21 protein-coding genes are annotated in these 24,365 nt (G+C 70.7%); 13 read left to right on the top strand and 8 right to left on the bottom strand.

From position 1 onward, the window contains the following. The first annotated feature begins 4 nt into the window (after nt 1-4). From AB0K28_RS12010 to AB0K28_RS11980, 7 genes are all read left to right on the top strand, one after another. Nucleotides 5-454 carry a MarR family transcriptional regulator gene (locus AB0K28_RS12010; RefSeq protein WP_345393739.1) on the top strand — a complete coding sequence of 150 codons (450 nt, stop codon included), beginning with the start codon at nt 5-7 and terminating at the stop codon, nt 452-454. Between the two features lie 59 nt (nt 455-513). Then, entirely contained in the window at nt 514-702 is a 189-nt protein-coding gene (locus AB0K28_RS12005) for a hypothetical protein (protein ID WP_138690643.1), read from the top strand. Between the two features lie 129 nt (nt 703-831). Continuing rightward, the gene (gene xylA, locus AB0K28_RS12000; protein ID WP_364368311.1) at nt 832-1,977 is read left to right on the top strand and encodes a xylose isomerase; all 1,146 of its coding nucleotides are present in this window, start codon (nt 832-834) and stop codon (nt 1,975-1,977) included. After that, complete coding sequence (locus AB0K28_RS11995; RefSeq protein WP_364368308.1) at nt 1,974-3,389, top strand: FGGY family carbohydrate kinase; 1,416 nt, start codon at nt 1,974-1,976, stop codon at nt 3,387-3,389. The genes xylA and AB0K28_RS11995 overlap by 4 nt, the downstream gene beginning before the upstream one ends. A 614-nt stretch (nt 3,390-4,003) precedes the next feature. Beyond that, entirely contained in the window at nt 4,004-4,684 is a 681-nt protein-coding gene (locus AB0K28_RS11990) for a DUF998 domain-containing protein (protein ID WP_364368305.1), read from the top strand. Between the two features lie 56 nt (nt 4,685-4,740). After that, the gene (locus AB0K28_RS11985) at nt 4,741-6,993 is read left to right on the top strand and encodes a nitrate- and nitrite sensing domain-containing protein (protein ID WP_364368302.1); all 2,253 of its coding nucleotides are present in this window, start codon (nt 4,741-4,743) and stop codon (nt 6,991-6,993) included. Continuing rightward, the gene (locus tag AB0K28_RS11980; RefSeq protein WP_345393755.1) at nt 6,990-7,364 is read left to right on the top strand and encodes a DUF742 domain-containing protein; all 375 of its coding nucleotides are present in this window, start codon (nt 6,990-6,992) and stop codon (nt 7,362-7,364) included. The genes AB0K28_RS11985 and AB0K28_RS11980 overlap by 4 nt, the downstream gene beginning before the upstream one ends. An 18-nt stretch (nt 7,365-7,382) precedes the next feature. On the opposite strand, the gene AB0K28_RS11975 is transcribed toward AB0K28_RS11980, so the two are convergent. The 6 genes from AB0K28_RS11975 to AB0K28_RS11950 all read right to left on the bottom strand — a co-directional run bounded on the left by AB0K28_RS11975 (nt 7,383) and on the right by AB0K28_RS11950 (nt 13,379). Beyond that, nucleotides 7,383-7,955 carry an ATP/GTP-binding protein gene (locus tag AB0K28_RS11975; RefSeq protein ID WP_345393758.1) on the bottom strand — a complete coding sequence of 191 codons (573 nt, stop codon included), beginning with the start codon at nt 7,953-7,955 and terminating at the stop codon, nt 7,383-7,385. Then, on the bottom strand, nt 7,936-8,310 hold the full coding sequence (locus AB0K28_RS11970; RefSeq protein WP_345393761.1) for a DUF742 domain-containing protein: 375 nt from the start codon (nt 8,308-8,310) through the stop codon (nt 7,936-7,938). The genes AB0K28_RS11975 and AB0K28_RS11970 overlap by 20 nt, the downstream gene beginning before the upstream one ends. Further along, nucleotides 8,307-8,714, bottom strand: a complete 408-nt coding sequence (locus AB0K28_RS11965; protein WP_345393764.1) for a roadblock/LC7 domain-containing protein — start codon at nt 8,712-8,714, stop codon at nt 8,307-8,309. Before AB0K28_RS11965 ends, AB0K28_RS11970 begins: the two co-directional genes overlap by 4 nt. Continuing rightward, complete coding sequence (locus AB0K28_RS11960; RefSeq protein ID WP_364368297.1) at nt 8,711-10,822, bottom strand: nitrate- and nitrite sensing domain-containing protein; 2,112 nt, start codon at nt 10,820-10,822, stop codon at nt 8,711-8,713. Before AB0K28_RS11960 ends, AB0K28_RS11965 begins: the two co-directional genes overlap by 4 nt. Before the next feature lie 164 nt (nt 10,823-10,986). Next, complete coding sequence (locus tag AB0K28_RS11955) at nt 10,987-11,847, bottom strand: PrsW family glutamic-type intramembrane protease (protein ID WP_345393770.1); 861 nt, start codon at nt 11,845-11,847, stop codon at nt 10,987-10,989. Beyond that, the gene (locus AB0K28_RS11950; protein WP_364368293.1) at nt 11,844-13,379 is read right to left on the bottom strand and encodes a hypothetical protein; all 1,536 of its coding nucleotides are present in this window, start codon (nt 13,377-13,379) and stop codon (nt 11,844-11,846) included. Before AB0K28_RS11950 ends, AB0K28_RS11955 begins: the two co-directional genes overlap by 4 nt. Nucleotides 13,380-13,626: 247 nt before the next feature. Between AB0K28_RS11950 and AB0K28_RS11945 the strand changes: the two genes are divergently transcribed. Continuing rightward, nucleotides 13,627-14,304, top strand: coding sequence for a hypothetical protein (locus AB0K28_RS11945; RefSeq protein WP_364368290.1), 678 nt, complete (start codon nt 13,627-13,629; stop codon nt 14,302-14,304). Nucleotides 14,305-14,343: 39 nt separating this feature from the next. Here the strand turns inward: AB0K28_RS11945 and AB0K28_RS11940 are convergent, their stop codons facing one another. Further along, nucleotides 14,344-16,380 carry a glycosyltransferase gene (locus tag AB0K28_RS11940; RefSeq protein ID WP_364368288.1) on the bottom strand — a complete coding sequence of 679 codons (2,037 nt, stop codon included), beginning with the start codon at nt 16,378-16,380 and terminating at the stop codon, nt 14,344-14,346. 54 nt (nt 16,381-16,434) lie between these two features. After that, the gene (gene wecB, locus AB0K28_RS11935; RefSeq protein ID WP_364368285.1) at nt 16,435-17,565 is read right to left on the bottom strand and encodes a UDP-N-acetylglucosamine 2-epimerase (non-hydrolyzing); all 1,131 of its coding nucleotides are present in this window, start codon (nt 17,563-17,565) and stop codon (nt 16,435-16,437) included. Nucleotides 17,566-17,747: 182 nt separating this feature from the next. On the opposite strand from wecB, the gene AB0K28_RS11930 reads away from it, so the two are divergent. The 5 genes from AB0K28_RS11930 (at nt 17,748) to AB0K28_RS11910 (ending at nt 24,352) form a co-directional block, all read left to right on the top strand. Further along, complete coding sequence (locus tag AB0K28_RS11930; protein ID WP_364368282.1) at nt 17,748-19,307, top strand: glycosyltransferase family 4 protein; 1,560 nt, start codon at nt 17,748-17,750, stop codon at nt 19,305-19,307. A 124-nt stretch (nt 19,308-19,431) separates the two neighbouring features. Further along, complete coding sequence (locus tag AB0K28_RS11925; RefSeq protein ID WP_345409472.1) at nt 19,432-20,685, top strand: nucleotide sugar dehydrogenase; 1,254 nt, start codon at nt 19,432-19,434, stop codon at nt 20,683-20,685. A 19-nt stretch (nt 20,686-20,704) separates the two neighbouring features. Then, entirely contained in the window at nt 20,705-21,793 is a 1,089-nt protein-coding gene (locus tag AB0K28_RS11920; RefSeq protein ID WP_345393787.1) for a glycosyltransferase, read from the top strand. Between the two features lie 40 nt (nt 21,794-21,833). Then, nucleotides 21,834-23,627, top strand: a complete 1,794-nt coding sequence (locus AB0K28_RS11915; RefSeq protein WP_364368279.1) for a DUF4434 domain-containing protein — start codon at nt 21,834-21,836, stop codon at nt 23,625-23,627. Between the two features lie 59 nt (nt 23,628-23,686). Then, nucleotides 23,687-24,352, top strand: coding sequence for an NUDIX domain-containing protein (locus tag AB0K28_RS11910; RefSeq protein ID WP_345393799.1), 666 nt, complete (start codon nt 23,687-23,689; stop codon nt 24,350-24,352). Nucleotides 24,353-24,365: the final 13 nt, after the last annotated feature.

Here is a 24,365-nt window from a genome sequence, read left to right as displayed (position 1 = left end):
GAGCGTGACCCGATGGCTGGATGAGGACGAGCAACGCGCCTGGCGCAACTTCCTGGCCGCGACCCAGCTCGTCAACGAGGCGCTCGACCGGCAGCTCCAGCGCGACGCGGGCATGCCGCACGCCTACTACGTGATCCTCGTGGCGCTCTCCGAGGCGCCCGGGCGGGCGATGCGCATGAGCGAGCTGGCGGCCAGGGCCCAGAGCTCGCAGAGCCGCCTGTCGCACGCCGTACGGCGGCTGGAGGAGCGCGGGTGGGTGCGCCGCGAGCCGTGCCCGTCCGACCGCCGCAGCAGCTTCGCCGTGCTCACCGACGAGGGGTACGCCGTGCTGGCCGCCGCCGCCCCTGGCCACGTCGAGGAGGTGCGCCGCAGCCTGTTCGACGCGCTGACGCCCGAGCAGGTGCGCCGGCTGGACGAGATTTGCGCCACGGTCCGGAACACGCTGGAGTCTTAGGGCGCGAAGTGTCGGACGGAGGCCGTAGCGTTGCCGGGTACCCGACCGAGGAGAGGCCGATGCACGACACCGAAGAGGCGCTGTTCAGGGCGGTTCATGGGATCGCCGGCCGGTTCGCCGGCCAGCCTGTCCCCGTGGTGATGGACGCTTTGCTGCGCCACCTGCCCAAGGCTCCCGGCCTCGAGGTGACGGAGATCCGCAAGATCGCCGAGGAGATCAGCGTGGGGCGCGATCCCTCCGGTCTCTGAGGGTCCCTGAGGGTCTCTGAAGGGCTCTGAGGGTCTCAGGGGCGGCGGGGCGTCCGGTGGCGGGCCCGAGATCGTGCGATTGTGCCCGGCATGGTTGTGCACAACTGATCACCGGGGGAGCATCGAACCATGTACGAGCCAACCCCTGACGATCGATTCACGTTCGGTCTGTGGACGGTCGGCTGGCAGGCGCGCGATCCGTTCGGGGACGCCGTACGGGCGCCCCTCGATCCCGTCGAGAGCGTGCATCGCCTGGCCGAGCTGGGGGCCTACGGCGTCACCTTCCACGACGACGACCTGCTCGCCGTCGATCCCGATCGCGAACGGGCGATCGCGGCCTTCCGGAAAGCGCTTGCCGAAACCGGCATGAAAGTGCCCATGGCCACCACCAACCTGTTCACCCACCCCGTCTTCCGCGACGGCGCCTTCACCAGCAACGACCGCGACGTACGGCGTTACGCCCTGCGCAAGGTCACCAGGAACATCGACCTGGCCGCCTCGCTCGGCGCCACCACGTACGTGTGCTGGGGCGGGCGCGAAGGCGCCGAGTCCGACGCCACGAAAGACGTGCGCGCGGCGCTCGGGCGCTACAAGGAGGCCCTCGACCTGCTGTGCGGCTACGTCCGCGAGCGCGGCTACGACCTGCGCTTCGCGATCGAGCCCAAGCCCAACGAGCCCAGGGGCGACATCCTCCTCCCGACCATCGGGCACGCGCTGGGGTTCATCTCCCAGCTGGAGCACCCGGAGATGGTGGGGCTCAACCCGGAGGTGGGCCACGAGCAGATGGCCGGCCTCAACTTCGTCCACGGCGTCGCCCAGGCGCTGTGGCAGGGCAAGCTGTTCCACATCGACCTCAACGGGCAGCACGGGCCCCGCTTCGACCAGGACCTGGTCTTCGGGCACGGCGCCGTGATGAGCGCGTTCTTCCTGGTCGACCTGCTCGAACACGGCGGCTACGACGGTCCGCGGCACTTCGACTACAAGCCGCTGCGTACGGAGGACCACGCTGACGTCTGGGCCTCGGCCGCCGCTAATATGCGGACATACCTCATACTTCGGGAGAAAGCACGGAACTTCAGGGCTGATCCGGAGGTGCGGGAGGCGATGCGCGCATCTCGTGTCGACGAGCTCGGCCTGCCCACGCTCAACCGCGGCGAGACGCTGGCCGATCTCGCGGACGACGACTTCGATCCCGAGGCGGCCGCCGCCCGCGGATACCATTTCACGCATCTCAACCAGCTTGCGCTGGAGCACTTGTTAGGAGTTCGTGGGTGACGCTGGTCGCAGGGGTCGATTCCTCCACGCAGAGTTGCAAGGTCGTCATTCGAGACGCGGAGACCGGTGAGCTGGTGCGGCAGGGCCGCGCACCCCACCCCACCGGCACGGAAGTACACCCGTCCCACTGGTGGACGGCGCTGTTGCAGGCCATCGAGGAGGCCGGCGGGCTGGACGGCGTGGCCGCCATCAGCGTGGGCGGTCAACAGCACGGCATGGTCTGCCTCGACGAGTCCGGCGAGGTCGTACGCGAGGCCCTGCTGTGGAACGACACCCGCTCCGCGCAGGCCGCCACCGACCTGATCACCGAGCAGGGCGGGCCGCAGGCGTGGGCCGACGCCGTCGGATCCGTGCCGGTGGCCTCGTTCACCGTCACCAAGCTGCGCTGGCTCGCCGAGAACGAGCCCGCCAACGTGGCCCGCACCGCCGCTGTGTGCCTGCCGCACGACTGGCTCACCTGGCGGCTGCTCGGGGCGCTCGAAAGCGGGCCGTTCTCCGTCGCGGCCTGGGCCGACGCGCCCACCCCTCCGCTCGACCGGCTCGTCACCGACCGGGGTGACGCCTCCGGCACCGGCTACTGGTCGCCCGCGTCCGGCTCCTACCGTACGGACCTGCTCAAGGCGGCGCTCGGCACCGTGCCGCTGCTGCCGCGCGTGCTCGGGCCCGTCGAGCCCGCCAACGACGGGCCCATCCTGGTCGGGCCCGGCACCGGCGACAACATGGCGGCGGCGCTCGGCGTCGGCGCCCGGTCCGGTGACGTCGTCGTCTCGCTCGGCACCTCCGGCACCGTGTTCGCGGTCGCCGAGACGCCCAGCGCCGACCCCGCGGGGCTCGTCGCCGGGTTCGCCGACGCCACCGGGCGGTTCCTGCCGCTCGTCTGCACGCTCAACGCCGCCCGCGTCATGGACGCCGCCGCCCGCATCGCCGGCGTCGGGCTCGACGAGCTCAGCGCGCTCGCCCTCCAGGCGCCTCCCGGGGCCGACGGGCTGACGCTGGTGCCGTATCTGGAGGGTGAGCGGACGCCCAACCGGCCCACCGCCACCGGGTCCGTCCACGGGCTCACGCTCGCCACCTCCACTCCCGCCCACCTCGCGCGGGCCGCCATCGAGGGCATGCTGTGCGGGCTCGCCGACGCGCTCGACGCGCTGTCGATGCAGGCCGAACGGGTGCTGCTCATCGGCGGCGCGGCCCGCTCAGAAGCCGTCCGCCGCATCGCCCCCACCGTCTTCGGGCTCCCGATCAGCGTCCCGCCGCCCGCCGAGTACGTCGCCGACGGCGCCGCGTACCAGGCGGCCACGCTGGTCACCACGTCGCCGGACTGGCGCTCGGGGGACGCGGAGACGTACACGGGGGACCCGCTCCCCTCCCTCCGCGCCCGCTACCACCGCGCCACCACCCACATCCTCGACTAGGGGACTCACCCCCAGCACCCCCGGCCTCGGCCCTTCCCCACCGCCGGGGGTGCCGTCCTTTCTGCGGGAGGGGCGAGGCACCCTTCCCCGGCATCACCTTTCCCGCCGCCGGGGGTGCCGTCCGTTCGAAGGAAGAGCTCGGCCGCGGCACAAGCCCCCAGCACCCCTCACAAGAACAGCACCCCGGGCGGAGGGCAAGGGCGCCGAAGACGAGCCTCCTGCCCTCCCCTCTCAGGACGGCACTCCGGGCGGCGAGCAAGGGTGGCGAAGACGGGCCCCCGGCCCTTTCCCTCAAGGGACTCCGGGCGGCGGGCAAGGGTGGCGAGGACGGGCCGCCTGCCTGTCCCCTCAAAGGACGGCACCCCCAACGGCGGGGAGGTTTGCGTGGGCGGGGTTGGGTCCCCTAGGGGGATTGTGGGGTGGAGTGACCTGGTTGCCCCCCCCGGGGGAGGTCGGGTGTTCCTGCCCTCTGAGGGTGTCTTCGCAGCATGGAGGGTCGGGGCCCTACCGACGTCGGACGAAGGCGGTAGGGGCGGGGTCTCGGGGTCGGGTCAGGGGTGGGTCGGGGGTGTAGCCGGATGTGGGTCCGCACCCCGTCGCGGGAGAGTTCTGGCATGACCGCAGCAGTGAAGAGGCTGGCGCCCTGGATCGCCTGTGCATCGATCCTGTTCTCGGTGGTGGCCGTGGTGGTGGGGCAGCTCGTCCCCGATCCGCAGCTCGACCCCTTGAACGTCACCATCAGCGAGTACGCCGTGTCCGACCGCGGGGGCGTCACGGAGGTCGCGATGGCGGTGCTGGGCATCGGGTCGCTGGCGCTGCTGCTGGGCCTGCGGGCGTCGGGGGCGCCCGTGCGGGGGTGGCCCGAGCGGTTGCTGATGGTGTGGTCGGGAGCCCTGATGGTGGCCGCGGTCATCCCGACCACACCCATCGGCCAGGACCTCGACCTGGCGGCGCAGATCCACCGCTACGTGTCCGTGGCGGCCTTCGTGAGCCTCCCGGCGGCGGGCGCGCTGCTGGTGCCCAGGCTGGGCCAGGACGCCGCCTGGAAGCCCGTGGCGCGGGCCGTGGAGTGGGTGTCGCTGGCCGGGGGCTTCGGGCTGCTGGCGATCACGTACGTGGCGCTGCCGGGCGAGCGGGTGATGATCGGTCTGGTGGAGCGGCTGCTGCTGGGCGCGGAGGTGGCGCTGCTCGCGGTGCTGGCGGGCTGGCTGGTGCGGCTGGCGTGGCAGCGCGGCCCCAGCCGCAAGGCCATAAATTTCCCGACATATCACAGATTTATCGCTAGTCGATCTTAAAACCATCTGTTTCGATGCTATTCTCTCCCGCGATCTTCTATCCGGGAGCAGGTGTCATGGCATCGGGCAGATCCATCAGATTCAAGATCTCGACGCTGCTCGTCATCCCTTTGGTCTCCCTGGTCGCGCTCTGGGGCTTCGCCGCGAGCACCACGTCGGGAGAGGCGCTCAACCTGCTCAAGGTCGAGACGATCTGGACGGGTGTGATCAACAACGCCGACCGGCTGGTCTCCGAGCTCCAGACGGAACGGCTCGCCTCTGCCGAGCGCCTCGCCGGCACGGGCGGCGACGAGGACACCATCGCCCAGGCCCGCGCCAAGGTGGACGAGGCCGGCAAGCTTCTGCGCCAGGCGGCCATGTCGGAGGACACGCAGTCGGCGCTGACGCAGGACATGAAGACCCAGCTCGGCACCGTCTTCGAGACGATCGACCGGCTGCCGGAGATCCGCCGCAAGCTGGACGAGCGCCGGCTCACCTCGAGCACCCTGGTCACCGAGTACGCCAGGATCTCCGACGAGATCCACCTGCTGTACTCCCGCCTCACGGTCAGCACCGACCTGCAGCTCGCCCTGCAGGCCCAGGGCCTGATCGCCGCCGACCAGGCCCGCGAGCTGCTGTCCAGGGAGAACGCCCTGGTCATCGCCTCGAAGGGCAAGGCGAGCATGATGGACGTGCACATCCTGGCGGGCATCGACGGGGCCAGGACGTACGAGTTCCCGAAGGCCCTGGCCAACCTCGACACCGAGCTGCGCGCCCCGTTCGAGAAGCTGTACTACAGCTCCCGCTACGTCACCATGGAGAACCTCCTGGAGGCGTACATCAACGGCCAGCCCATGGACCTCGACCTGTGGCGCGGCATCTCCGAGCAGGTGCAGAGGGAATACCGCGAGGCGATCTCGCGCACCGGCGACAAGCTGCTGTCCAGGATGGAGCCGGCCGGCGTCGCGGTCGTGACCAGGGCCGCGGTCGCGGGCGCGCTGGGCCTGATCGCGGTGGTGTTCTCGATCGTCATCTCGGTGAAGGTCGGCCGCCGGCTCACCCGGGAGCTGGGCGCGCTGCGGCGTACGGCGCTGGACCTTGCGGAGATCAGGCTGCCTGACGTGGTCACCAAGCTCCGCAAGGGCGACCAGGTGGACATCGCGACCGAGGCGCCGCCGATCACGGTCAGCGAGAAGGCGACCAGCGAGGTCAGGGACCTCGCGGCGGCGTTCGACAGCGTGCAGAGCACCGCGGTGGACGCCGCGGTCGAGCAGGCCAGGATGCGCGAGGGCGTCGCCGAGGCGCTGCGCAACCTCGCCCGGCGCAGCCAGTCGCTGCTGCAGCGCCAGCTCAGGCTGCTGGACGACATGCAGCGCCAGACGGAGGAGCCGGAGGCGCTGGAGCGGCTGTTCAGGCTCGACCACCTCACCACCCGCATGCGTCGCCACGCCGAGGGCCTGGTGCTGCTGTCGGGCGGCGCGGCGGGCCGCAGGTGGCGCGGCGTCATCCCGATGGAGGACGTGCTCAGCGGCGCCGCCGCCCAGGTCGAGGAGTACACGCGGGTCCGCGTCTACCCGATGCCCGAGTGCGGCCTGTCGGGCGCGGCGGTGGCGGACCTGATGCACCTGTTCGCCGAGCTGATCGAGAACGCCACCACGTTCTCCTCGCCGAACAACGAGGTCTCGGTGCACGGCGAGATGGTCGGCAGGGGCTTCGCCGTCGAGATCGAGGACCGCGGGCTCGGCATGGACGAGGCCACCCGCAGGGCCATCAACGCCCGCCTGGCCAGCCCGCCGGAGTTCGACCCCGCGCAGACCGAGCGGCTCGGCTTCGCGGTGGTCGGCATGCTGGCCGCCAGGCACGGGGTGAAGGTGACGCTCAAGCAGTCACCGTACGGGGGCACCACGGCCATCGTGCTCGTGCCGGCCACGCTGGTCGAGCCGATGACGCAGCCGCAGCATCCCGAGTTCGAGCCGGTCGCGGTGTCGGTGGTCAGGACGGACACCACGGGGCCTGGCGAGCTGCCGCGCAGGGTCCGTACGAGCAAGCGCAACGGCGGCGCGATGCTGCCGAAGCAGGCGCCGCCTCAGGACGACCCGCCGCCGCGGCAGCTGCCGCGCCGTGAGCGGGCCACGGCGCGGCCGCAGCGGCTGCGCCAGGCTCCTGAGCCCGGCACCACCCAGGGACAGGCGCTGGGACCGGCTCAGGGCCCGGCGCCGGCCGTCGAGGAGCGCTCGCCGGAGGAGGCGAGGGCGCTGCTCTCCTCGCTCCAGTCGGGCTGGCAGCGCGGCCGGCAGGAAAGCGAGCAGGATGGGGGATCTCGATCGTGAGCCGCGAGCACGAGTGGGTTGACGAGGAGGCGGGGCCCGTCGTGCGGCCGTACGCGGTCGCGCGCGGACGCACCAGGCCCGCCTCCGCCGAGGTCGACTTGCTGGCGACCGTCGTGCTGACGGGGATGCCCGCCCCGGCCAAGGCCGAGCTGAGCGCTCAGCACCGCCGGCTGCTGAACGTCGTGTCAGGGCACAACAAGCCGGTCGCCGAGGTCGCGTCGGATCTCGGGCTGCCCGTCGGCGTCGTCCGGGTGCTGCTCGGCGACCTGCTGGAGCACAACCTGGTGACCGTGCGCCCGCCGCGCGACAAGGCCGCCACCCCGTCGGAGAGCCTGCTCCGCGAGGTGATCAACGGCTTGCGGGCCCTTTAGGGGAAGGGCCCAGGGCGGCTAGTTCGCCGAGGTGAGCGTCCGCAGGGAGTGCTCGACCAGCGTGATCATGACCTCCTTGGCCGAGGTCCGCCGTCGCACGTCGCAGAGCATGACGGGGACGTCGTCGTCGAGGTCGAGCGCGATGCGCACGTCGTCCACGGTGTGCTGCTCGGCGCCGTCGAAGCAGTTGACGGCCACCACGAAGGGCGTGCCGCGCTGCTCGAAGTAGTCGACGGACGGGAAGCAGTCGGTCAGCCGCCTGGTGTCGGCGATCACGACCGCGCCCAGCGCGCCGTAGGACAGCTCGTCCCACATGAACCAGAACCGCTCCTGCCCCGGCGTGCCGAACAGGTAGACGACCAGTCCTTCGCGGATCGTGATGCGGCCGAAGTCCATCGCGACGGTGGTGGTGTTCTTGCCCTCGACGCCGTCGAGGTCGTCGATGCCGATCCCGCGGTCGGAGAGCACCTCTTCCGTGCGCAGCGGCTTGATCTCGCTGATCGACCCGACCAGGGTGGTCTTGCCGACGCCGAACCCGCCCGCGACCAGGATCTTGAGCGCGACGGGGTCCTCAGAGAGCACGGAGTCCATTGATCACTTCCTTGAGAATGCGCTCATTCGACCGCGACCCTCCTGCGGAGGGCGACGTCACCGAGATGAGGCCGTGGTCACGCATGTCACCCAGCAGGACCCGGATGACACCGACGGGCAGGTCGAGCTCGACGGCCAGGTCGGCCACCGAGATCGGGTTGCGCGCCGCCCGCAGGATCTGCTGCTGTTCGGGGCCGAGGTCGTCGCCGGGCTCCCCTTCGGGATCGGCGACGGCACGCACGATGGCCACGAGGTCGAACGCGTCGCCCGACGACCGCGTCCTGCCGCGAATCAGAGCATAGGGGCGGACGACAGGGCCCGCCTCCTCATCGAACCACTGCGGGCTGTCGCTCATGACGCTCCAGCGCGCGGGTTGGTGGTGATGTGCTGGCCCACCCGCTTGACCAGCATCGCCATCTCGTAGGCGATCTGGCCGACGTCCACGTTCGCCTCGGCGATGACGGCCAGGCAGGTGCCCTGGCCGGCCGCGGTGACGAACAGGAACGCCGACTCCATCTCCACGATGGTCTGGCGCACGTCGCCGCCGCCGAAGTGCCGGCCGGTGCCCCTGGCCAGGCTCTGGAACCCGGCGGCCACGGCCGACAGGTGCTCGGCGTCCTCGCGCTTCAGGCCCTTGGAATAGCCCACGGCCAGGCCGTCGGTCGACAGGATCACCGCCTGGCGTACCGCGGCGACCCTGGTGGCCAGGTCGTCGAGCAGCCAGTTGAGCTCACCGGTGTTGGTGGTCGGCGCAGTCATGCATCCCCCTTGGTCATGGGCCCCTCCTCAGGAGCTTCTTCTCGGGCGCGTTGGGTCCCCCGCTGGAAGGCGGAGAACAGGTCGCGTACCTCGTCGGGAGAGCGTTCTTCCTGCCGCTCCTGCTCCGGCGGTGGTTCCTTGAGTTGCGGGGCCAGGTTGGCCTGGCGCACCCGTCGTGGCAGCCCGGCGTGGGTGCCGGAGGTCACGACGGCCAGCGCCTTCTTCCTCGTACGGCTGGGCAGCTCGGCCTTGCCGTCGCCGCCCGCCGCCTCCTGCGCGGTCTGCTCGGTGACGACCGACCGCGGCACCAGCACGATCGCGGTGGTGCCGCCGAAGGGCGAGCGGCGCAGCAGCACGTTGATCCCGTGCCGCTCGGCCAGCCTGGCCACCACGAACAGGCCGAGCCTGTCGCTGTCGGCCAGGTCGAACTCGGGCGGCCTGGACAGCAGCGCGTTGATGCGCTCGTACTCGGTGGCCGTCAGGCCCAGGCCGCGGTCCTCGACCTCGATGGCGTAGCCGTTGCTGACGAGGTCGCCGCGCACCTGGACGGTGGTGTCGGGCGGCGAGTAGATGGTGGCGTTCTCGACCAGCTCGGCGACGAGGTGGGTGAGGTCGGCGGCGACGGTGCCCTCGACGGCGCCCGCGGGCATGGTCTCGACGGAGACGCGGGTGTAGTCCTCGACCTCGGCGACCGCGGCCCTGACGATGTCGATGACCGGCACCGGCTTGCGCCAGGCCCGTCCCGGCGCGGCGCCGGAGAGCACGATGAGGCTCTCGGCGTGCCGGCGCATGCGGGTGGTCAGGTGGTCGAGGCGGAACAGCTCTTCGAGCCTGTCGGGGTCGTGCGTACGCCGCTGCATGCCGTCGAGCAGCGCGAGCTGGCGGTGCAGCAGGCCCTGCTTGCGGCGGGCGAGGTTGAGGAAGACCTGGCCGACCCCGCGCCGCAGCGCGGCCTGGCCGACCGCCGCCGTGACGGCGGTGCGCTGCACGGAACCGAAGGCCCTGGCCACGTCGGTGATCTCAGCGGAACCGCTCACCTTGATCGCCTTGGCCTCCTTCCGCACGTCGACGTCCTCACCCTTGCGCAGCCGCGCCACGATGGCGGGCAGCCGCTGCTGTGCCAGCTCGACCGCGGCGGCGCGCAGCCCGGCCAGCTCTCCTGCGAGGCGACGACCGAAGCGTACAGAGATGATGATCGACGCGAGCACGGCGATCAACCCGAGGCCGCCGGCGAGGGAGATCCTGACGACCGTGGAGGCGGCCGCGTCGGAGGCGCGGGTGGTGAGGGTGGCGGTGGAGGCGGTGTTGAGGTCGTCGAGGCGGGAAGCCAGTTTGTCGACGGTCTCGTGCCAGGCGGAGGGGTCGGTGGGTGGCGCGCCGGTCTTGATCACGCGGTCTTCGAGCGTGGCGAAGCTGAGGTAGGGCTCGGTGGCGAAGATCTGCTCGTACGGCCGGCGCAGCGCCACGTCGAGCCCGGCGAGGCCGCGGGCGTGCATGAACTTCCTGGAGGCGGCGTACTCGGTGAAGGCGGTGGTCTCGTCCTCGGTGAGCCGCTGCCCGCCGAGCGCGCCGACGATGAGCGCGTGCTCCCTGGCGATGTACTCCCTGGCCATGCCCATGGCCTGCAGCGACGCCGCCTGCTGGTAGAGCGGCAGGTCGGGGACGGCGATCAGGTGGTCGTAGACGGCGAAGAGCGCGTCGAGCATGCGGTTGTAGGCGTTGAGCCCGGACAGCGGCGAGGCGCTGCCGTTGTCGATGTTCGCCCTGATGGCGCCGAGGTTGCCGAGCGACCTGTCGAGGGTGTCGAGCGGCCGGCGGAGCGCGCCGTCGGCCGCGCCGCCCGCGTCGGCGACGGCCTGTCTGAACTCGGCGACGGACCGGTCGGTGCGGGCGCGCTGGGCGCCGAGCACCTCGCCGAGCTGACGCGTTGTAACCGTCTCGGCGGAGCGCACGCGCTCGGCCTGCAGCTGTGTTCCCAGGTCGGTGGATGCGACGCCGATGGTGTCGTAAAGGGTGTTCGCGCGGAGCAGTAACTGGGCGTCGCCCATGGTGAGGTTGAGGACGAAACCCCAGAGCGCGCTCAGAGACAGGAGGGGTAGCAGCAGCAATAAGAAGATCTTGAACCGAATTGACCGGTTTCGCGAGCCCATGTCCCAACCTCGAGTCGGGGGCATTTCCACACCTTGTGTAAATACACCTCCGGAAGATCGCACAGGAGACTAGCACCGATTATGCTTCCGGCGCAGTGGGGGGAAGACGTTCATTACCGTGATTATTGGGACAAGATCTCCCTCTCGCGGCGTCCTGCGGACACCACACCCCACAACCACCCGAGCGCCACCAGCGAGATCACGATGAGTCCCACCCAGTTGAGCAGCGTGTACACGTGCACCTGCCACGCCGACACGTGCGGCACCCGGCCGATGCGGAGCAGCTCGAACTGCCAGGGACGGCCCGTCAGCACGAGCGTGATCGCGATGGCGATCGCGCTCATCGAGTCCCACAGCGCGTGCAGCAGCGAGACCCCGAGGTAGGTCAGCACGACAGGCGCCGACAGCCGGCCCCGCGCGGCGAACAGCACGCCGCCCGCGATCGCCGTCCACAGGCCGTGGCCGACCGGGGTGAGGATGCCGCGCAGCACCTCGGTCTCGACGAGCTGGCTCAGCGACAGGCCCTCGGAGGTGAACAGCGCGTTGAAGGCGTAGCCGGCGCTCTCGAACGCGGCGAAGCCGAAGCCCACGGTCGCGCCCAGCACCACGCCGTCCTTGATCGAGCGCCTGGCGACGCGCCGGGTGACGAACACCAGCGCCGCCAGCTTGACGCCCTCCTCGATGAGGCCGACCAGGACGTACATGAGCAGCGAAGGCCGGATGAGCCAGCTCTCCAGCAGCGAGGCGCCGAGCACGCCCAGCACGCCGCCGATCACGAACGCCTGGAACAGCAGCTCCACGGTGACGGCCGGCGAGCGCCCCCGCCCGTACGCCCACACCACGAACGTCACCGGCACCAGGAAGCTGCCGAACAGCACCACCGTCGGCACCAGGTTCGAGTTGCCCGTCCAGCCGGTGACCACCACGGTCGCCAGCCACAGCACGAGCCCGGTCAGGAAGATCCGCAGCCACAGCCTCTTCATCGGGACAACTCCTCGACGGCCAGGACGGCGGCTCCGTCGCCCGCGTCGGATCCCGCGATCGCGATCCGGCCGAAGCGCCCGCGCGCCGCGTCCGCCGGTGACGGGCCGTCCGGATGGAACGGGTGCCAGGGCCGGCAGTACTGCGGCGCCAGCGCGTGTCCCCAGCGGTGCACGGTGATCGCCGCGACGCCGCGTCCCGGGTCGAAGCCGGCCGGCCCGAGCAGCCGGGCGAGCTGGTCGCGTACGGTGTGCTCCAGCACCTCGTACGGCGTCCTGAACAACTCGCGCCGCCCGGCCGCCGAGCCCGCGTCCGGCCCCAGCTCCGACCGGCACGGCGTGGCCAGCAGCCGCACCAGGTCGGGAGCCGCGAACTCGGCGGCGCACCAGTACGCGCCGGTCCACCGCACCCGGCGCACGCCGAGCCGCCGCCACGCCGCCGGGTCGCTCAGCCGCACCTCGGCCCGCAGCAGCGGCACGCGTACGGCCCGGCTCAGCGCCCGCCGCCGCTCCTCGGGCAGATCGGGCACGAGGTAGGGCACGGCCGCGCTCCAGCAGGCCAGGACGACGGCCCCGGCCTCGACCGTGCGCACCCGGTGCCCGTCGAAGTAGCCGACGGTCGCCGCACCGGCCCCGTCGCGCACGGACACGACCGGGCTCGACCACCGCACGTGCCCCGCCGCGGGCGGGGCGGGCTCGGGGGCGGGGCCGTGCCACTCCGCGCGTACGGTCGCCGAGTTGTACCGGGACGGCCGCGACCGGTCGAGCCCCAGCCCGGCGAAGCCCGGGTAGCCGGTCCCCCAGGCGTCGATGGCGCCGAACGCCCGGGTGTCGTAGCCCCACTCGGGCGCGGACATGGTCCGCAGGAACCGTTCGGCGTCGGGGTGCGCCCGGCACACCTCGCGCAGGAACGCCGAGTACGTCAGCCCCGCCAGCCGCTCCTCCTTGGCCTCCGGCGACAGTCCCGGCAACCAGTCGGGCGGGGCGTCGTACAGGGTGCGCAGGTCCGCGCGCGCCTGCTCGGCGACGGGCAGCCGGTCGATCCAGCCGGGGGAGGCGAGCGTGACGAGCGTGTCGGCGCCGAAGCTCTCCTTGTCGCACATCACGGCGTCGAACGCGGCGCCCCTGCGCAGCCGCTCCCGCCCTGCCCCGCCCTGGGGGTGGTTGTCGAGGACGAGCACGCGGTCGTGCGGCCGCCGCCGCGACCACTCGGCGGCGGCGCTCAGCCCGCTGCGTCCGGCCCCGACGACGACCAGCCCGTAGTGCTCCCCCGTCGGCGCCGGGGCGCCCGCGTGCTCCCAGAACCGTCCGTCCCGCAGCGCGTGCGGCACGCTGAGCGCCTCACCGGTGTCTCCGAGCACAGTGAGGGCGGCGGGCGCCGTCGCGGGCTCTGCGGCGGTTCTGACGGGCCCGGCAATGGGCCCGGTGGTTGAAGCGGCGGAGGCGCCGGCCACGCAGGAGACGGCGATCCCGTCGAAGAAGTCGCGGCGGGAAATGGGCACATCCATACCGAGATCGCGCGGGGTCAGGCTCATGCCGCGATCATCAGCAGGCCGGAGAAAAGCCGCACAGAGACGCGCAGCACATCGGCGAACATTTTGCCCAGACCAATACGGCTGATGTCGTTTTGCGGCACATAAGCCGAGGTAGAGCCCGCTGGGCCGGGCGAACGGTAAATCGCTCCCGAAGCCGCCATAACCGCGAATAGCGACGTTGTACGGCCCCTCAGCCGTCGCTTCCTCTAACGTTTCCACAATGCCGCTGGAGTGAAATGGAGAACCCATGCGTCAAGCAGTTTCCGGCATATTTCTGGGCACTCTCGTCCTGGCCGGATGTTCCGCCACCGAGGACAAGCCGGCGGCCCCGGCCGCCTCGGCGCCGTCCGCGCCGTCGGCGGCCGAGACCGACAGGTTGCGCGCTGCGCTGCTGCCCGTACCCAAGGGCATGAGCGTCGCGTACGGCCCTGAGACCGGCGCGTTCGGCTCGCTCAAGTCCACCCAGCAGGGCCTGGAGGCGGTCCGCCAGGCCAAGCTGCAGCACCCCGAGTGCGCGGGCGCGGCCCAGCTCGACGCGGCCAAGACCGACGTCGCCACGTCGCCCGCCGCGGTGATCGCCTTCTCCGCCGAGCGCGGCTCGATCAGCCAGGCCGTGGTGTCGCTGCCGAAGCCCGACTTCCCCGCCGCGCTGCCCGAGAAGTGCGCCTCCTACACGGCCGACGTCGGGGGCACGCCGGTCACGTACAAGACGCGCACGCTCGACATGCCCGCCAAGGGCGACCAGTCGCGGGCCTACCTGACGACGGCGGCGGGCGGCAAGCAGAACGCGCAGATCGGCTCGGTGATGATCAGGCGCGGCACCACGATCATGTCGATGCTCGTGGTCGGCCAGCAGGTCAAGCCCAAAGGCCTGTACGAGCTCGCGAACCTCGCCGACCAGAACCTCGCGAGGGCGAGCCGCTGAGAACACACCTGTGGATCTCCCGGCGCGCGCCGGGAGACCTCAGATGAGCACGTGGTCGTCGGGGCGGCCGACGAAGGAGAACTGCGCGTTCCTGGTCAGCTTGATGTGGTCGGCCTGCCAGGTGTGCATCTTCGTGTCGGCGCTGCGCCAGTAGACGAAGTTGAACCGGTCGGCCGAGTAGATCTTGACGCCGTCCTCCTTGAGGCGGCGTACCAGATGGGTGTCCTCGCCCCTGGTGATGTCCGCGAACGGATACGAGCGGAACAGGCCGGCCTTGCCGAGGAACGAGCCGCCCTGCACCAGCCACGAATAGCGGTGCTCAAGGCCGGGCAGCCGCAGCATGGTCGTGTTGGAGCCCTCGAAGTACGCGTAGTGCGCGCCCTTGCCCGCCAGCTCGGCGTCGGAGTAGTCGAAGGCCCTGACCAGGTCCGACAGGTAGTGCTCGCCGTACAGGTTGTCGTCGTCCATCTTGGCGATCAGCTCGCCCTCGGCGGCGGCGATGCCCATGTTGAGGCAGGCGCCGAGGGTCAGCGAGGCGTCGGCGGGCAGCACGACGACGTCGGTGACGCCGGCCATCCGCGCCTTGTCGGCCACCACGACGGGGTCGATGTCCAGGCCGTGCAGCACCATGACGAGCTGGAGCGGCCGGTGCCGCTGCTTGGCCACCGAGGAGATGGCGTGCTCGATCTGCGCGGCCCGGTTGGTGGGCAGCACGACGGTGATCGAGCGCGAGCGCGGCGTCACCTGGTGGCCGAGGTTCTGCAGGATCTGGTCCACGCGGTGGGAGAACAGGTGCTTGTCGAACACCTCGCGCATCGCGAGGTGCCCCATCCTGGCCCGCAGTTCGGGGCTGTTGATCAGGTGCAGCACCTGGTTGTACGACTCCACCGGCTCCCGCGCGATGGGGATCAGGTCGCCGAACGTCTCCTCGATGGCCCGTGACCATCCGGAGACGACGGGCGTGGCGCAGGCCGACAGCTCGAAGACCCGCCGCGCGCACATGGTGGGCGAGTCGAGCACGGAGTTGACGTTGAGGAAGACCTTGTACATCCGGTACGCGGCCAGCATCTGGTCGTAGGGCAGCTCGCCCACGATGTGCGGCCGGTACTTCTCCGGCCAGGCGTACTTCTCGTCCACCTCGCCGTTGCGGGCGAAGATGTGCAGGCCGAGCTCCCTGACCGGGTCGAGCACGGTCTCCATCTGCTCGCGGCGCTCGGGGTGCTTGTCGCGGAAGTACATCCCGGCGAAGACCACGTCGTGCAGGCGGCCCTTGTTCTGCTGGATCGGGTTGTGCACGCGCGGCTGGGCGGCGAACTGCAGCACGTCGACCCGGTCGTGGCCCAGGACCTCGCGGTACTTCGGCAGCATGTCGCCGTCGCAGGTGAACACGTAGTCGAAGAGCTTGGCCGTGTCGATGAAGAAGTCGAAGTTCGGCGGGTCCTCCTTGTTCCAGAAGACCGTCGGGATGCCCTCCTGCCTGCACCAGGCGACCAGGTCGCGCAGCGGCTCCTTGGGGGCGTTCGTGCCGGTCATCTGGTAGCGCCAGCGGCCCTGGTTGCCGTGCCAGGCCGACTCGCAGAACAGCAGGTCGGGCCGCTTCTCGGCGAAGATCTCCGGCCAGTCCTTGAGCCCGAACTCGATCTGGTCCCACTCGTAGCGGAAGGCCATCCTGGAGAAGTCGTCGAGGATCACCGCGACCTTCAGGTCGGGCCGGTTGACCGGGCCCTTCGGCCACTTCGCCGGCGGCACCTCGACCGTGGGCGGCCGGTTGTCGGCCAGCTCGATGGCCTCGGTCACCGGCATCGGCGGCTTGGGGGCGCGCTCCTTCGACCGCACGGCCTCGACGATCTTCGCCGGCTTCTTCGACCCCAGGGCCTCACCCAGCTTGAACGTGCGCTTGGCCTGGGTCGCCTCCAGCTTCCACGACGCGTACGCGGCCTTCGCCTCGGCGATCTCCAGCCGCCTGCGCAGCTCCTTGACCTCTGCCTCGTAGCGCTCGATGAGCTTGCGCTCCTCGGGCAGCCAGTTGACGGGCCCGAGCCGTTGGAAAGCGGGCTGTTCGGGGGTTTCGGCCATGGTGGTACGCCTATCGCTCAGCGGAGGTGATTCATACTACGGGGGGTATGGCCGCTATTCGGGGCGTTTGCCCTGAGATGCGGGAGCCAGGTTGTCCCCCTTCAGCCACGCCGCGATCACCGTCGCGATGCGCGGCCCCGCCTTGCCGTCCCACAGCACCGGCAGCTCACCGGCCGGCGTGGCGGCGCCGTCGGCCAGCGCCTTCTCCGCGGCGACCGGCAGCAGCGCGGGCGTGACCAGGCGGTTCGTGCCGTGCGTGACCGTGATCGGCCGCTCGGTGTTGGGCCGGACCGTCAGGCACGGGACGCCCAGCATGGTCGTCTCCTCCTGCACGCCGCCCGAGTCGGTGACGACGAGCGCGGCGCCGCGGACGAGTGAGAGGAAGTCCACATACCCAAGAGGGTCGATGACCTTGACGGACCCGCCGTCCACGAGGCCCGCGTCGGCCAGCCGCGCCTTGCCGCGCGGGTGCACCGGCACCACGACGGGGACCTGCCGCGACACCTCCAGCACCGCGTTCACCAGCTCCTTGGCCGCCTCGGCGGTGTCCACGTTGGCCGGGCGGTGCAGGGTGGCCACCGCGTAACGCTCGGGCAGGCCCAGCCTGGCCGCGATCGGGGCCGGGTCGAGCGACGGCAGCGCCGAGAACAGGCTGTCGATCATCGGGTTGCCGACCAGGTGCACCTTGTCGGCCGGGATCCCCTCGGACGCGAGGTACGCCAGCGCCTCGGGCGAGGTCGCGAACAGCAGGTCGGCCAGCGCGTCGGTGACGACCCTGTTGACCTCTTCAGGCATGCCCCTGTCGTAGGAGCGCAGCCCCGCCTCGACGTGCGCGGTCCGTACGCCCAGCTTGGCGCAGACCAGGATGGCGGCCAGCGTCGAGTTCACGTCGCCGTAGACCACGACCAGGTCGGGATCGTGCTCCTGCACGACCTCCTCCAGGCCCACGAGCAGCGCGGCCGTCTGCTTGGCGTGGCTGCCGGAGCCGACGCCGAGATTGGCCACCGGCTCGGGCAGCCCGAGGTCGGCGAAGAAGACGTCGGACATCAGCGCGTCGTAGTGCTGACCAGTGTGGATGATGCCCTGCCGCACGCCGAGCTCGCCGAGTGCCCGCACCACCGGGGCCGCTTTCACGAAATTGGGACGAGCACCCAATACGTGCAGGACCAGGGGGTTCTCCCTCATTGACCTCGCCTTTCATAGCGGAAGGGAAAAAACGCTGCCTATGGTACGGTCCCACCGTGGCATCCGACGCCAGTCGTCAAGACTCCTCCCGTACATCCGACCGGGTCTCCGCGAAGTCCGCCCGTGCCGGCGTCGGTGGGCTTCTCAAGGGTTTCGTCAACCACCCGGTCATCGTTTCCCGCGTGGTGTGGACGAAGGTCAAGTCCGACCCGGTCCGCGTGGCCCAGGCCGCCGCCGACACGCTCCCGCCCCGGCTGCGCCCCGTCGTGGGCAGCGTCGCCTGGCCGGCCGCCCGCCGGGCCCGCCGCATGGTGCGCAAGTTCGGCATGCGCGTGGTCAAGGGCCCGTGGAACGAGGCCAAGACCCATTGGGACGCAGGGCGGGTCAGCGAGGCCGCCGCCGTCCTGGAGGCCCACACCAAATACCCGTTCGTCAAGCGCAGGGCCGCCTATTACCGGGGCGAGCTGGCCGCGATCAGCCCCGACCCCATCCCGCCCGCGCCCAAGGTGGCCATCCTGGAGCGGGTCCAGAACCGGGTCCTGCACGTCGTCACGAACGCGCTGCCGTACACGCAGGCCGGCTACACCGTGCGCACCCACCGCATCGTCAGCGCCCAGAAGGCCGCGGGCATCGACCCGCACGTGGTCACGAGCTGGGGCTGGCCGATGCTGCAGGGGCACGCCGACGCGGCGCCGTACGACGAGATCGACGGCATCCCCTACCACCGGCTGCTGCCCGAGCCGCACGGCGAGATGCCGTTCGAGACGCAGGGCCGCATCATCAGGGGCGCCGACCGCGTCACCAAGCTCGTCACCGAGCTGCGCCCGCAGCTCCTGCACGCCGCCACCGACCACCGCAACGGCTCGATCGCCCACGCTGTGCGCGACCGCACGGGCACGCCGTTCGTCTACGAGGTCCGCGGCTTCCTGGAGGAGACGTGGGCCTCCCGCGACCCGATCAGGATCGGCAGCCAGCGGCACGTGCTCCAGCGCGAGCGTGAGGCGTTCCTCATGCGCGCGGCCGACGCGGTCGTCACGCTGGCCGAGACGATGGCCGCGGAGATCGTCGAGCGGGGCGTGCCGAGGGACAAGATCCACCTCGCGCCCAACGCCGTGGACGACTCGCTGCTGACCGCCCACTACGACGGGGCCGCGTTCCGTCGCGCGTACGGCATCGAGGAAGGCGAGATCGTCGTCGGCTCGGTGTCGAGCATCGTGGCTTATGAGGGATTTGCCACACTCCTCAAGGCGGCGGCGCTGCTGCGCGACGGCGGCTCTCCCGTCCGCGTGCTCATCGTCGGCGACGGCACCGAGCGCGAGAACCTGCTCGCGCTGGTCGAGGAGCTGGGCCTCAAGGACGCGATCCTGCCCGGCCGGGTGGGCCCCGACGAGGCGCTGCAGGCCCAGGACGCGATCGACATCTTCGCCTGCCCGCGTGAGGACCTGCGGGTGTGCCGACTTGTTACGCCATTGAAACCCGTCGAGGCGATGGCGCTCGGCAAGCCGGTCGTGCTGAGCGACCTTCCCGCGCTGTCGGAGCTGGTGGGCTCCGACGGGGCCGGGATGCTCGTGCCGGCAGGCGATCCGGAAGCGCTGGCCAAGGCGATCGGCGGGCTCAGGGACGATCCCGCCAAGCGCGCCGAGATGGGCGAGGCGGGCCGGGCGGAGGTCGCGGCGAAGCGGACTTGGAGCCGTGTTGCCGAGACTTATCAAGCTCTATACCGTTCGCTTGCCGAGCGATGACCGTCCCTTTGGCCGTCTCTTGTGACTGGTTCGCTCGCATTAGGCGTGAGCTAGGTGGACTTGAGATAACCTTTGCCACCATGAAGTGTTGTTTCCGGCTCTCTAAGGCACAGCTGTGACAGAAATAGACTTGGCTGTCATCGGCCTGGGCTACGTCGGCATGCCGCTCGCCAAGGAGGCGGTGGCCGCCGGTCTGCGAGTCGTCGGCCTGGACGTCGACCCCGCCAAGGTCGACGCGCTCAACGCCGGGCGCTCCTACATCGACGACCTGACCGACGCCGACCTCGAGCACATGCTGTCCCAAGGGTTCAGCGCCACGCTCGACGAGACCGTGCTGGCCAGAAGCAACACGATCGTCATCTGCGTGCCCACCCCGCTCGACGAGGACCACCGGCCCGACCTGTCGGCCGTGGAGGGCGCCACCAAGGCCGTCGCCCGCAACCTCACCAAGGGCACGCTCGTCGTGCTGGAGTCCACCACCTGGCCCGGCACCACCGACGAGGTGGCCAGGCCGCTGCTCGAAGCCTCGGGGCTGATCGCGGGCGAGGACTTCCACCTCGCCTTCTCACCCGAGCGCATCGACCCGGGCAACGCCAAGTTCGGCCTGCGCAACACGCCCAAGGTCGTCGGCGGCTTCACGCCGACCTGCCGCGACCGGGCCACCGCGTTCTACGGCCGGTTCATCGAGCGGATCGTGCCGGTCAGCGGCACCCGCGAGGCCGAGATGGCCAAGCTGCTCGAGAACACCTACCGGCACGTCAACATCGCCCTCGTCAACGAGATGGCGATCTTCTGCGACGAGCTGGGCATCGACCTGTGGGAGGCCATCGAGGCCGCCGGCACCAAGCCGTTCGGCTTCCACAAGTTCCTGCCGGGGCCCGGCGTGGGCGGCCACTGCATCCCGGTCGACCCGTCCTACCTGTCGTACACCGTGCGCAAGCTGGGCTACCCCTTCAGGTTCGTCGAGCTCGCACAGGAGATCAACGAGCGGATGCCCTCGTACGTGGTCGCCCGCGTACAGCGGCTGCTGAACCGGCACAAGAAGGCCGTGAACGGCGCCAAGGTCGTCCTGCTCGGCGTCACCTACAAACCGGACATCGCCGACGAACGCGAGACCCCGGCCCTCCCCGTGGCGCGTGCGCTGCTGGAACTGGGCGCCGACCTCTCGTTCGCGGACCCCTACGTCAAGGAGTGGTCGGTAGACGGCACCGCGGTGCCGCGCGAGGAGGACCTGGCGGAGGCCGTGACCAACGCGGACGTGACGCTGCTGCTGCAGCAGCACGCCGCATTCGACCTCGACATGGTCGAGGCGAAGGCCAAGCTCGTGCTGGACACCCGAGGCGTGCTCGCCGAGGGTGAACGCGTCGAGCGGCTGTAGCGACGGAGGGCTGCGCGCAGTGCACGTGCTCGTCATGACGGTGGTGCATAACCCCGAGGACGCGAGAATTCTGCATCGGCAGATCCGTGCCCTTGTGGATGCCGGTCATGAGGTCACGTACGCCGCCTCGTACACCGCGCACGGAGTCGTTCCGCGACCCTGGGTGAACGGCGTCGACCTGCCGAGGGCCGCCCAGCGCAAGCGGGTGGCGGCCGTGCTGGCCGCGCGCCGGCTGTTCAAGAAGATGCGCGACAAGGTCGACCTCGTCCTCATCCACGACCCCGAGCTGCTGTTCGCCGTCTGGGGCATCCGCAACAGGCCGCCGATCGTGTGGGACGTCCACGAGGACACCCCGGCCACGCTCTCGCTGAAGCCGTGGCTGCCCGCGCCGCTGCGCCCGCCCGTGCGCTTCCTCGCCCGCATGCTGGAGGGCACCGCCGAGCGGCACATGCACCTGCTGCTGGCCGAGACCGCGTACGCGGGCCGCTTCAAGCACGCCCACCTCATCGTGCCCAACGAGACCTGGGTGCCCGACTCGGTGACGCCGCCAGGCGACGACCGGGTGGTCTACCTCGGGTGGCTGTCGCGGGCCCGCGGCGTGCTGGAAGCGATCGAGGTGGCCAAGCTGCTGCAGCCGTACCGGGTGGTGGTGGAGCTCATCGGCTACGCGGACCCGCAGAGCCGCCCGCTGCTCAACCAGGCCGTCACCGACGGCCTGCTGGAGTGGCGCGACTTCATGCCCAACGACGAGGCGCTCAAGCGGCTCGACGGCGCGCTGGCCGGCCTGTCGCTGCTGCACGACGAGCCCAACTACCGGCACTCGATGCCGACGAAGATCATCGAGTACATGGCGCACGGCATCCCCGTCATCACCACGCCGTCGCCGCGCGCGGTCGAGCTGGTCGAGCGGTACGACAGCGGCGTCGTGGTGCCGTGGGAGGACCCGAAGGCGGTCGCGCAGGCCGTGGTCACGCTGCGGGACGACGTACGCGAGCGGCGGGCGCAGGGAGCGCGCGGCTACGCGGCGGCCCGCGCCAACCACCACTGGCCCAACTCCGCCAAGCGGTTCGTGTCACAGCTTGAGTCCTGGGCCGGGGTCAAGCCGTAACTCACAGCTGTCATAGACAAGGGCGGGTAGGTTCCTGAACGTGCGCTGGCTCTTACTGGTCGTGGGCGTAGCCGTCCTGGCCGTGATCGCCGCCGTCGTCGTCGTGCTGCGTCCGGGCGACTCCGAGCCGACGGCCGCGACGTCACCGGCGCCCAAGCCGTCGGCCACGCTGCCGACGCCGAAGGTCAGCGAGTTCACCGACCCGTGTGGAACGTTCGACACCGGCGAGATCGCCCCCTACGCGGTGACCGGCTACTGGATCACCCCCAAGTCGAACCCCTGCACCTGGCGCAAGCAGCTCCAGGAGATCCACCGCGTCGGCGGCGACACGATCATCAGGATCGGCTACGGCCTGCAGTTCCGCACGGTCACCGCATCAGGCCAGGTGCGCGCCAAGGACGGCACGATCGACTCGCTCTACAAGCCGTGCGTCGAAGACGGCCTGAGCTGCCACGACGCCGCCGAGCGCGACCTGAAGCAGGCCAACCCCGGCAACCGCATCGGTCGCATGTACGTCTACCGCACCGACGAGGCGTTCGGCTCGGGCCTCTACCGCTGCCCCGAGATGGAGCACGCCATCGAGGTCGGCAAGCGGGTCTACTACCGGCTCATCACCCAGGCCGACGGCTCCGACGACGCGACCTGCGACTTCAGCAGCAAGGCGCAGTCGTACGACATGATCCTGGTGGCCGGCTCGCCCAGCGACAGCCTGAAGGAGCTGCTCGACCTGGGCGACCAGTTCGGCATGCGGGTCTTCCCCGCGCTGCCGCTGGCCCCGCGCGACCACAAGACGCCGATCAGGGCGGAGAGGCGGCACCTCGGCACGCTCACCACGCTGACCAGGCGCATCGTGCAGGACTACGGCGCCCGGTTCGCCGGCAGGGAGTCGCTCGGCGGCGTCTACCAGCCGTTCGAGGTGCAGATGTCGGCCACGCTGGCCGACAACCCGACGCTGGAGGTCTACTCCGACCAGCACCGCATCGTGCAGCAGGAGCTGTCGGGCAAGCCGATCCTCATCAGCCCCTACCTCGACGCGCGCAAGCGGGTCGCGTTCGGGCAGACGCCGCAGCAGGTGGCCGAGGGCTTCAAGGCGCTGGTGCGCACGGGGGTCGGCATCATCGCGCCGCAGGACAGCCGGGGCACCGGCAAGGTCGGCCTGTTCTGGCCCGACGAGCGCGACGACGAGGTGGACGAGCGGCTGCGGCCCGTGGTGGGCGAGTCGACGTACGAGACGGCCTACCACGGCTCCACCCGCGACTACTACCGCGCCATGTCGGAGGCCCGCGAGGAGATGATGGACTCCGGCTACCACGTGCAGCTCTGGGCCAACGTGGAGGTCTTCGAGCCGTCGGGCGACAAGCCCTGCGCCCCCACGGGCACCCGTGGCAAGACCGACAAGGAGCGCCTCGACCAGGCGGTCACGATGGCCGGCCGGTACGTCCAGAAGATCGTCTCCTACATGTGGAGCGACTTCATGACGTGCGGCAGCCCGTCGGTCGAGGAGGAGATCGTCAAGGACTGGCAGCGCCCGATCGCCGTGGACGCCATCAGGCGGCCCCGCGACGCCCAGGACGGCGTGGAGGTCCGCGGCTACCACCTCGACCTCGGCACCGTCACCGTCCAGTGGTCGGGCGGCACCGAGGAGATGGACATCGCGAGCGTCGGCTGGCTCGACAGCGACCCGATCGAGGAGGAGCTGCCGGAGGGCATGCAGGCGGCGTGGGTGCCGTTCGACTGGACCAGGGTGCCCGCCGGCGAATGGGTGCGTATCGGGGTGAAGCTCCCCTCGGGGCAGAGCACGACCGAGCCGCTGCACGTCCGCATCGTCACCTAGCATCGTCAGCAGGGCCGCACGGTTCGCCGCCTCCACAGGACGCGTGTAACGTGCCGGGCATGGTCCCGAGCATCCCGGTCAGCGTCGACCTGGTCGTGCTCACCGTGCGCAACCAGGCTCTCAGCGCGCTCGTCTGGCGGCGCGACAACCCGCCGTTCCTGCGCCGCTGGTCGCTGCCCGGCGGCTTCATCCAGCTCGACGAGGACCTGCCGGCCGCCGCCGCCCGCATCCTCGCCGAGCGGGCCGGTCTGCCGGGCGCGCCCGTCCACCTGGAGCAGCTCCAGACCTACGGCTACCCCGACCGCGACCCGCGCCAGCGCGTGCTCAGCGTCGCCTACCTCGGTCTCGCCCCCGACCTGCCGGCCTCGGAGAAGGCCCACATGAGCTGGCAGCCGGTCAGCTCGCTCGCCGTGATGGCCTTCGACCACCGGCGCATCATGCTCGACGGCGTCGAGCGGGCGCGCGGCAAGCTGGAGTACACCTCGCTGGGCGCGGCGTTCTGCCCGCCCGAGTTCACGGTCGCCGACCTGCGGCGGGTCTACGAGATCGTCTGGGGCCGCGGCCTCGACCCGCGCAACTTCCACCGCAAGGTCACCAAGGCCGAGGGCTTCCTGGTCGAGACCGGCGCCACCACGACCCGCGACGGCGGGCGGCCCGCCAAGCTCTACCGCCGCGGGCCCGCCGAGCTGCTCCACCCGCCCATGCTGCGCAGCCTCAAGGAATAAGGCCCCTGCAAAG

Source organism: Nonomuraea sp. NPDC049504 (genome assembly GCF_040676845.1).
Classification (GTDB): Bacteria; Actinomycetota; Actinomycetes; order Streptosporangiales; family Streptosporangiaceae; genus Nonomuraea; species Nonomuraea salmonea.
This window is presented reverse-complemented; position numbering and strand designations above follow the sequence as displayed.